The sequence below is a fragment of the Streptomyces sp. NPDC002690 genome (assembly GCF_053592415.1).
Genome location: NZ_JBSFVR010000377.1, coordinates 1 through 7,285 on the forward strand (window position 1 = coordinate 1; position 7,285 = coordinate 7,285).

Annotated in this window: 1 protein-coding gene; it reads right to left on the reverse strand. The window is 70.4% G+C overall.

Annotated features, from left to right (window positions below; translation table 11 throughout):
* Positions 1-487 precede the first annotated feature (487 nt).
* Entirely contained in the window at positions 488-7,120 is a 6,633-nt protein-coding gene (locus tag ACWD3D_RS30925; RefSeq protein WP_451464058.1) for a hypothetical protein, read from the reverse strand.
* Positions 7,121-7,285: the final 165 nt, after the last annotated feature.

Below are 7,285 nucleotides of genomic sequence, written 5' to 3' on the forward strand. Positions count from 1 at the left end.
ATTCGAGACGCAGGAGTTCGACTCCCCGCCCGATGAAGCTGGTCGACTCCTCGGGCAGGTTTCCCACGATCTTCATCATCACCGTCCGGCGGCTCGGCCGCGGCCTCGGCGACCTCGGCCGGTGCCGGGGGCCGCTCCGAGGCCGCTTCGCCCGGCGCTTCCTCGGTACCGGGGGCCGCCACGGGGCGGACACGCGAGGTGCCGGAGGTCTCCTCGGCCGGCCCCTCGGGGGGTCGCCCGGTGTCCTTCGGTGCCGGTCCCGCGCCGATCACTCCGGCGCTGAGACGCGGCACCGCCGTCCCGGCCGGCCGTGACGACGCGCGGGACTCCTCCTCGGGTCCGCTCGCGTGTGCGTTTCCGCTCTCCGTGGCCGCCATCTCTTCTGCTCTCTTCGTCGATTCGTCGTCATCGTGTGGGTGGTGGGTAGTGGGGGTGGCCGTGCAGGGCGCGGTCCCCCGAGGGGCGAACGGGTGGGACCGACCACCCCTCACATCGGTGTGGTGACTGCCGGTGTCCGCTCCGCATCGAACAACCGGAGCCACGCGCGAGGCGGTTCGGGGAGGCGAAGGAGTGCTGTCCTCATCTCCTCCGTGCTGTACGCGCCGGTACCGCGGAGCTCCTTCAGCCTGTCCAGGGCCTGCTCCTCGGCCCGTTGACGGGCTTTCGGGCCGAGTGCCCTCGCGATGTCCTGCCCGAGACCGGTGAGAGTCGCGTCCAGCTCGGCCGCGGGGGAGAGCTTCGCGACGGGTTTCGGGCTCAGTACGTCGTAGACCTCCTCCGACACCGTGTCCCACGTCTCGATCGGCGGGGCGGCGATCGGCACGGGGGGCTCCTCGTCGGGGGAGCCGCCGAGACCGAGTTCCTGGAACTGCCTGATCAGCTCGTCCATCACGCTGTCGCTCGTCACCGTGCGGACGTCTCCCGTCAGGACGAACCCACTGGACGCCCTGCCGAGTTCGACGGCGTCGGCGAAGGACTGGGGAAAGACGTCGATCCATCCGCCGTTCCGGTCGCGTGCGTGCAGCGCGACGTCGACCGTCGAGGCGGAGGTGCTCTTTCCCGAGGTGAGGGCGAAGTTCTCGGCGGGAGAGAGCGCACGCCCCTGCCGTGCGGCCGCCTTGCACACGATCATGTGGATCGTGAAGTCCTTCACCCTGCTCTCCTCGTCTCCCAGCAGGCGCAGCACTTCGTCGATGGCCGGTCCGCCCGCACCGACGTCTCCTTCGTGGCCGACGACGTAGAGGGTTCCGCCCTCCTTGAGGTTGCCGAGGGAGGGTGCGAGGCCCTTGGTCTGAAGAGCGCCCAGCAGATACCCCGCCTCGGGCGACTCGGCCAGGACATGGACCGCGTCCCTCGCGGGCTCGATCGGCAGGTCCAGCACCGTCGGCGCGCCCGCCGAAAGGGCCGCACCCCCTGTGTCCGCCGTGACGTGCACCGGGTTCGCACCCGAACCGAGCTGTGCCGGGGTGGAGTTGAACGTGTCGGGGGCAACCGCTTGCAAGGCCGCGGGCTTCGCGTGGTCATGGCGTACAGACCGGTCGAACCGGAGCAGCGGAGGTTCGGCGCTCGCGTCCACCGTGCGTCGATCGCCCGGCCCTTCGGCCTCCTGGTACTTCTGCGTGATCTCGACCGCCTGCTTCAGCAGAGCGCGGTAGTGGGTGACCGATGCGTCGAAACGGTCACTGATCCGCTGGATCTCCGCCCGCTGCACCTCGCCGAGCACCACGGTGTCCATCGGTCCGGACGCGGCATCCGCTTGGTGCGCCAACGCCCGTTTGAACCAGGGAAGTCGGGCCTGGTCGTAGGCCACGGAGTTGTCCTTGACCGCGGTCTGGGCCTCGTTGACCGCGTTCCATGCCTCCGTGAGCCGGGGACGGGTCCCCTCGGCCCCCAGGATGCCGAGGTTCATGGCCTCCGCCTCGGTGATCCACATCTCGACGGTCAGGTCGGCGGTGTCCCTGAGCGTCTTCGCCGAGCGTGAGTTCCCGGACCCCAGCGGGCCGTCCTTGAAGTGCCGGGTGACCGCGACCTCGGCCAGAGCCGTGACGGGGACGCTGATCAGGAGGGCACGGCCTGTCAGCGGCTTCTCGTTGAAGCGTTGCTGGACGGCGTCCGCCTCCGTCGCGTTCACTCCCGCCGACGCGTTCACTCCCGTCTGGGGGAGCGCCGAGGCGGTGGCCGGGCCGAGAGCCGGAGTCAGCGCGGCGGCGAGGTTCTGGCCGGACGAACTGCTCTCCGCGGTGCTCCGCGCGAGCCCCGTGCCCTGCCCGCGCAGCGTCTCCAGGCGCACGGAGTCGCTCATCCGGCGAATGACCGCCTTCTCGAAGTGGGCGGCCATGTGCACGACCACGTCGGCGCTGGTCCCGCCGAATAGCCCCCGATGGGTGAGGCCGGGCAGTCGGTAACCGCCCGTCAGGGCGGTTCCGTCGGCGAGGGCGCCGGCGAGGGCGACCGGACCCAGCCCCGACGCGAGAGCCTGCGCCGCCGTCCTGCCGGGCTTGGTGAGCGAGGAGGTGGCCGGCGTTCCGTCGGCCGGCGTCTCCTTGCCCGCTGCCTTCGCCAGGAGGCCGGACACGACGCGGTGCAGCTCGTCCGCACCGCTGAGCGCCTTGACGTGGTGCGTGGTACCCGGAACGACCCCTCCCGGGTTGGTCCGGGCCAGCCACGCGGACGCCGTCTCGTCCGGCAGGGGGCCGGTGCTCGCGTCGGGGGCGGAAGGCGACGTCCACCTCGTGCCCGTGGGTTCGAGATGGACGAGCGGTACGTAACTGGTGGTGGCGGGGGACATCCAGGCCACCCCGCCCGGTGCGTCCTCCGTCGGCTCGGTCCCGCTGAGGATCTCCGTACCGTCCGCGTCGAAGATCTGGACACGGGTCTCCCACTCGCTCTCCACTCTGACCATGGGGCTGGTCAGCGCATTGAGATGGGTGACGACCCGCTGGGCGGAAGCGATGGTTTTCTCCGCCGCCGCTCCGCCGCCGGTGCCGTTCGGCCCCGCCCCTCCCGTAAGCACTCCGGAGGTGCTCCGCTGACTGGAACCGCTCCCCGCGTCCAGCCCGTTGGCCTTCGAGACGACCGAGGAATCCGTCACCACGGTGGTGAACGTGCTCTCGATGTCCCCCACACCGGAGGCGGCGACGACGGTGTGCGTCGCGACCCGGCGATGGGTCACCCGTACCTGGAGGTTCTTTCCGCCGTGGAAGATCCTCTTGACGAAGTGTTTCTCGCCCACCCGGACACGGCCCAGCAGCTCCACCCCGGCCTGGATGCCGGCGCGGAAGGACTGTTCGCCGACCAGCGTGTGAAGAGTGTCCCGGCCCCGCTGCCCCACCCCCAGCTCCTCCAGTTTCGCCAGAGCCCGGTCGATCTCCTTCAGCCCCGCTCGCACCGCACGGTCCGAGGCCGTCGCCGTCGGCTCGGACGGATCGAAGGAGGCCGCCTCCGCCGGCATGGAGGCGGAGGCGGCCAGCGGGTAGAAGTCGATACCGTCGTCGTGCATCCACGAGGGGACGGCCATCCCCTCCAGATGCCCGCCCGCCCACTCTCCCAGCCCGTCGTCGACGGCTCCGGCGCGGTGGAGGTCGCGGGGGGTCATGAGCCCCTGGTAGCCCTGGGCGATGGTCAGGGACCCGGTGAGGTGCACCGGACTGCTCCCTCGGCCGGTCCACGACGGCGCGTGCGCCAGGGGCGTACGTGCCTCGGACACGAAGGGGGTGAACGCCCCGGTCGGCCGGCCCTCCACGACCCACTCGACCTCGATGTCGCCGTCGAGCAGTACGTACACCTCGTCCGACTGGACCAGGTTGGTGTCGCTGGTGGTGGACCGGGACCGTGCTTCTCCGCTCTGCTTCGAGTGGACCGTCGCTTCCGCGTTCGCCCCGTACGTGCCGGACGAGTTGGCGTTCTGCTGGGCGATCGGCGAGAACGCGGCCCCGATCGTCACCTTGTTCCCCGTCGACGAACTCTCCGACGCGGTCGTCGAGTGGTTCACCGACTGCTCCGTCTCCAGAGTCATGACGGGGCCCGCGACGCTGAGCCCGGTGCGCCGGGCGCGCAGCCGGACGGAACCCTCGAAGCCCCGCAGCACACTCTGGTCGCTCACACCGCTCAGGAGCACTCCGTCCGGCGAGAAGAGCGACTCGGGGTGGCTGGTGAGGCCGACGAGCCACTGGCGCACCCGCTCGTGGACGAGGCCCCCCTCGTCGGTGAATCCGACCGGGTCGCCCGCGGCCTTCGCGACCGAGTCGAGGATGCCGGTCAGCAGCTTCTTGCCGGTGCGGATCTTCGAGGTGAGGATCGGGGTGCTGCTGAGGTCGGCCCGGCCGAGGACGGCCCGTCGGCCGCTTCCGCCGGTGCCGGTGCTGGAGTTGTCGTCCACGGCGCCCGGCGTCCCGTCGGTGAACCGCTGCTCGGGGACGTACACGGCCGCCGTGAAGTGGCCCAGGTCGAGAGGGTCGCTCTTCGGGAGCCGGCGCAGCGCGAGGGGAGGAAGCCCGAGGCTGCCGATCCACGACAGACCGGGCTGGGAGACCCGCTGCCCGGTCAGTTCGGCGATGAGGCCACCCTTGACGGTGAACAGGTGTGCCCCGGTGGCGGTGGTGGTGACCAGGGTGTTGTCGCGTCCGGAGGCGGTGGTCACCTCCGTGGAAACGGTCTTGCTCCAGTGGGCCCGGGCACCCAGCGAACCCCCGAAGGACAGGCCGGGAGCAGAGAAGCGGGGCAGGAACTCCGCCCCCATCGAGCCCTCCTTGGTGATGGTCCGGCCGTGGCCGGTCTTCACCTGGCCCGGGGTGTTCAGACGGATCAACCGGTGGGGATCGGTGTGCTGGTAGTCCCAGTCCAGGCTGGGCACCCGGAGCACCAGGGTGTGGAAGTGGCGGTTGAGGAAGGACCGTCCGAACAGGGGAATCCTCAGCCCTTCGTTGTGCAGCTGATCCATCCGGTCGGCGAGCATCCCGGGCCGCACCGCGTTCAGGACGGCCTGGGTGTTGTGGAAGGCACGCAGCCGCTCACTCGGCAGGCTGAACCACCGGGCGGGCCGGAAACTCTCCCATTCCTTACGGGACATGAAAGGGACCTGACCGCTCCCCTTCTTCGCCAAGGTGTCCAGGACCTGGTCGACGAACTCGTCGGCGGTCAGATTTCCCGACTGCTGACCCTGCCGGCCTTCCCGTGCGTTCTGTGTGTTCTGTGTGTTCTGCGGGGACTGCTTGTGGAACGCGAGGTTCTCCGTCCGGGCGAAGGTGAGGTCGTACGCGCGGTCCTCGCCCCGACGAAGGTTCTCGGGGTCGGGCCGGTTCCCCGCTTCGAACACGGTCCTCGCGGTCGGCAGACCGGCCGCGGCGCGAACGTCGTCGGCAGGCTGGCGGACCAGGACCCAGGTCGAGACAGGAAGCTTCTTGCCGTCCGGGCGGGTGACGACGAAACCGATCTCCTGACGGCCCAGAACCGTCTGTGATCCCTTGACGCGTGCGACGGTCTTCATGGCGGACGACGACCCATGGGTGTCGGTGTGGGAGGTGGTCAGGGCTGCCGACGCCGTCAGTCCACCTGCCAGCTTGACCGGACCGACCGAACCCGTCCCACCCACGAGGAAGGCGGCGCCCACCTTGTTGCCGGTGGCGCGGTTGACCGAGTCGGTCTGGGTGACCTGGTTGCTGTCCCGCATCTCGTGGGTGGTGGAGACGGACAGGGGGCGGTACTTGCCGAGTTCGACCGTGCTGACGGAGTATCCCCGAGGGAGTTCGAGGTTCCCGGAGAGCAACTCCGACCCCCGCGACTTCAGCGAGCGGGAGGAGAAGAACTCGTGGACCTGCGCGACGCTCACCCCGTGAGGCATCACCCCCTGGGCGGCCCACCGGGGCAGCGGGCCCACGGGTCCGAATCCTTCGACGTGCCCCCACCCGAGCGGAACACCCGTGGGCACCTCCGCGGGCAGGTCGTCGTCCGCCTTCGGCTTCTCCCGGGCGCTGACGGGCACTTCGAGCGTCGCGCCGTTGCTCACGGTCAGCTTCGACCGCAGGGGCGAGGGGGTGGTGCCCGAGTCGTGCAGCGGTCGTACCTCCAGTTCCAACTGGATCGCGACGACGTACGTCTCCGTGCCCTCGGCGGCCCTCGTCTCGCGCTGGATCAGGTGGGCCCGGCCGAGATCGACCGTCTTGCTCTCGTTCATCGCGAGGGAGGCCGAGACCTGGGCGGTCGCGACGGGAACGACCGACCCCGACAGAGGCACGCTCATCGCGCCCGTGGCGCCCCTGCTCTCCGTGACGGCGACGTTGTGCGACGTCAGGTGCTGGTCGATCCCGTCGAACTTGTACGGCTGGGGGCTGGGACCCGTGGTGACGCGGCGCCACTGACCGAGGCGCATGGTGACGGTGGCCACGGTCGGGGCGAGGGGGCTGCCGACGAGCAGACCGCGGCCCTCGCCCAGGAGACCCCCGGCATCCCCTTCGAGGAGCGCCGCGAGGGCGTGGACGTCGATTCCGGCGGCGGTCTTTGGCGGAAGCCCCTCCAGCAGTTCCGCTGCCAAGGCCCTCCGGTGGGCCACCGGGTTCGTCCCGAGCGTGCCGGGAACGTGCTTGTCCAGCAGGACCTGCGGCACGTTCAGGCCGACCTTGACCAGCCCGGCGACGGCCCGCTCGGGATGCGAGGCGAAGGGTTCCGTGGCCGAGGCACTCGTCGAGCCGGAGACCCAGGTGTCGCCGTAGAGGTGTGCCGGCGGGCCGTCCTCCACGAAGAGCACGTCTTCGAACGGGGCGTCCGACAGAACGGGCGGGGCGAGCTCGGAGGAGTCCGTGTCCGCGTCCTCGGCATGCGGATTCTCCGGGCCGAGGGACAGGGACAGCGGTGACCCGTCGTCGACCGGGACGACGGTCACGTCGGCTCTGTCCCCGAAGACCGGCGCGTTCGGATTGAACGTCTGCTGGACCGCTGCCGACGGTGGTCGCTGCGGGACCGGTGAGTTCGTCGGCGGGGGTGTGGGCGCCAGGACGCTCTCGGTGGTCGACGAGGTGGAGAACGTCCGTACGGGCTTCGCCTGCGGTGCCGGCTGTTCGGCCTGCGGCGCCTGAATCTGCTCGGGGGCCGGAGCGACGAGCGGGGGTGCGACGACCTGCCGCACGGGTGAGAGGAGTTGAGCCTGCGCGGGGACGGGCGGAGGAACGACCGGGGGTGCGGCGCCGAGTACGGGCGCCGACGAGTTCGTCCTACGGGGCGTCGTCGGCATCGTCAACCCCGAGGACATCGACTACGACGAGGGCTCGATCGAGACCCGCCGGGGCACCAA